Origin of the sequence: Streptomyces sp. NPDC019890, assembly GCF_044903445.1 — a bacterium.
Lineage (GTDB): Bacteria > Actinomycetota > Actinomycetes > Streptomycetales > Streptomycetaceae > Streptomyces.
Genome location: NZ_JBJDQK010000076.1, coordinates 1 through 2,248, shown reverse-complemented (window position 1 = coordinate 2,248; position 2,248 = coordinate 1). Strand labels below are relative to the sequence as shown.

Here is a 2,248-nt window from a genome sequence, read left to right as displayed (position 1 = left end):
GCTGCTTCGCCGGATACCGGCCCGGATACCTGCTGCGGGCACTGCCGGTGCTGCTTGCGCCGAGCCCCGCGCGCGTCCGCTCGTTCCTGCGCTGGGAGAGCCGCGGCGCACCGCTCGACCCGGCCTGGCTGCGGCTGCAGGAACCAGCGGCCAGCTTCAAGAAGGCCCGCCCGGTCATCGGGCCGCGCCCGGGTGCGGCCGCCCTGCACGCGCTCCGGACACCCGTACTGATCCTGCTCGCCGGCCGCAGCCGAGCACACGACACCAGCCGGGTGGCGGAGGTGGGCGCGGCGCTGCTGCCCCATGCCGAGATCACGGTCCTGCCCAGCGTTGGCCACCACGGACTGCAGCACCAGGCGACGGTCGAACTCAACGCGGAAATAGGAGAGTTCATCAGACGACCGGTTCTGCCCGGCTGACCACGAGCGCAGCCAGAGCCCGATCGCGACAACGGCGACGGAGGCCCTGGCTTCATGCCGCACCCACCGAAGACCACCCGGTCAGTAACCAGTTCGATCAGTCATGCCCCTTGACCGGTAAGCACGGCTTCTCACACGACCACGGCGGATGCGCTGCAGGTCGGCCCAGGGGTGCAGTTCGGCTCCGGTCTCCTGCGGGATGGTTGCGGAACGTCGCTTCTGGCCGCGGGTGGCGCTGGGGTGGGGGGTGGCGTCGGGGCCGAGGAGGCGGTGTACGGCTTCGGGGCCGTGGTCGCGGCGGGCGGCGGGCGGCGGCGGGTTTGTCGAGGTCCCAGACCATGGATCCGGTGACGGTGTTGCGGCCGCCGCGGCGCTGGATGGTGCCGCGGACCAGGAGCAGCCCGCTGTGGAAGATGGTGTGGGCGCGGGCGTCGTGGCTGTCTTCGAAGAAGGCCAGGTCGACCATGCCGGATCCGACACGTCGATGCCGAGGAAACGAGGCGACCGCACGCCACGTCCTGGCAGTGGACCAACAGGGCATACGTCCCGAACCGGGCATAACCTGAAGGGGCCCGAAGCTCTCCGACCAGTGGGAGGCGTCATGACGTTCGTGCAGGTCATCGACTGCAAGACGAGCAGGGCTGATGAGTTGAACAGGTTGATGGACACATGGGTCGAGGCGACTCAGGGCAAGCGGACGGCTACGCATTCGATCGTGGGGCGGGACCGCGCCGACGCCACGCACGTCGTGGAAATCGTGGAGTTCCCCTCGTACGAGGAGGCGATGAAGAATTCACACCTGCCGGAGACCGACCGGATCTTCCAGGAGATGGTGGCCCTGTGCGACGGGGAGCCGTCGTTCACGGACCTCGACGTCATGCGGGACGAGCAGTTGAACAAGATTGTGGTCCGTAGCTTCTTCGAGGACGTGGTCAACGCGAGGAACCTCGACGCAGTGGACGCGATGTGCACCGCCGACTACCGGGAGCACGACCCGTCCCTGTCGTCGTACGACATGGGGCTCGCGCAGGCCAAGGTCGAGAACCGGGAGATCCTCGAAGCATTTGAACCGGTGGCCACCATCGAGGGCTTGATGGCCGAGGGTGACATGGTGTGCGCACGGCTGTCCTTCAAGGGGCGTCACGTGGGCGCGTTCCAGGGCATGGAGGCCACCGGCCGAGAGGTCTCAGGGACCGGCCACGCCACCTTCCGCTGCGAGGGCGGCAAGCTTGCTGAGAGCTGGTGGAACTTCGACGACCTCGGCCTGCTGCAGCAGCTCGGTGCGATCGACGTCTGATCGACTTCACGGGACTAGCCCAGAGGAAAACCGCAGGTCCGGTGGTCGTCAACTGCGGCCGGGGTGACGATGGGTCCTGCCGTCGTTGCGGTGAGGACGTGGTCCCCGACGCACCTGCCTACGGCACGAAGCTGCGCTGGTCGTCGCCGAAGCTGATCGCCCGCGTCAAGGGCGCGGCGGTGCACACGATCCACGTCCTCGCACCTGGATGCCGGGAAGGCAGGCCAGATGCTCGGCCGTGGCCGGGCGCGATCGGCTAGTACAAGACGGTGTCGATCTCGACGACCAGTTGTCCTCAGTGATGACCGCTTGCGGTTTGAAGGATACGACCTGTTCCCGCAGGTCGATCACTGGATGGACGCGGTCGATGTAACGGATGACGACGTTGAGGCCGGGTTGCAGTGTGCGGCGGTAGCGGCCGAGTCGTTCGTCATTGCGAGCGCGTGCTCGGGGCACGATGCGTACCGCCCGTGATCCCGGCGCAGGCCATCCCTGGCCCGCCCTTCCGGCCCCGTGACGAGGTACCTCTCAC

At 67.7% G+C, this 2,248-nt stretch carries 2 protein-coding genes and 2 pseudogenes; 2 read left to right on the top strand and 2 right to left on the bottom strand.

What is annotated here, in order from left to right:
* Positions 1-419 (top strand): alpha/beta fold hydrolase (locus tag ACI2LP_RS34290; RefSeq protein ID WP_404728449.1); only part of this gene is annotated, 419 nt, incomplete at its 5' end.
* Positions 420-500: 81 nt separating this feature from the next.
* Here ACI2LP_RS34290 and ACI2LP_RS34285 read toward each other — a convergent pair.
* A pseudogene (locus ACI2LP_RS34285) lies at positions 501-894 on the bottom strand (DNA polymerase III subunit alpha); the annotation flags it as partial.
* A 126-nt stretch (positions 895-1,020) separates the two neighbouring features.
* Between ACI2LP_RS34285 and ACI2LP_RS34280 the strand changes: the two are divergent.
* Entirely contained in the window at positions 1,021-1,716 is a 696-nt protein-coding gene (locus tag ACI2LP_RS34280; RefSeq protein WP_404728448.1) for an ester cyclase, read from the top strand.
* A gap of 259 nt (positions 1,717-1,975) precedes the next feature.
* Here ACI2LP_RS34280 and ACI2LP_RS34275 read toward each other — a convergent pair.
* Positions 1,976-2,187, bottom strand: a pseudogene (locus ACI2LP_RS34275) (SPFH domain-containing protein); the annotation flags it as partial.
* Positions 2,188-2,248: the final 61 nt, after the last annotated feature.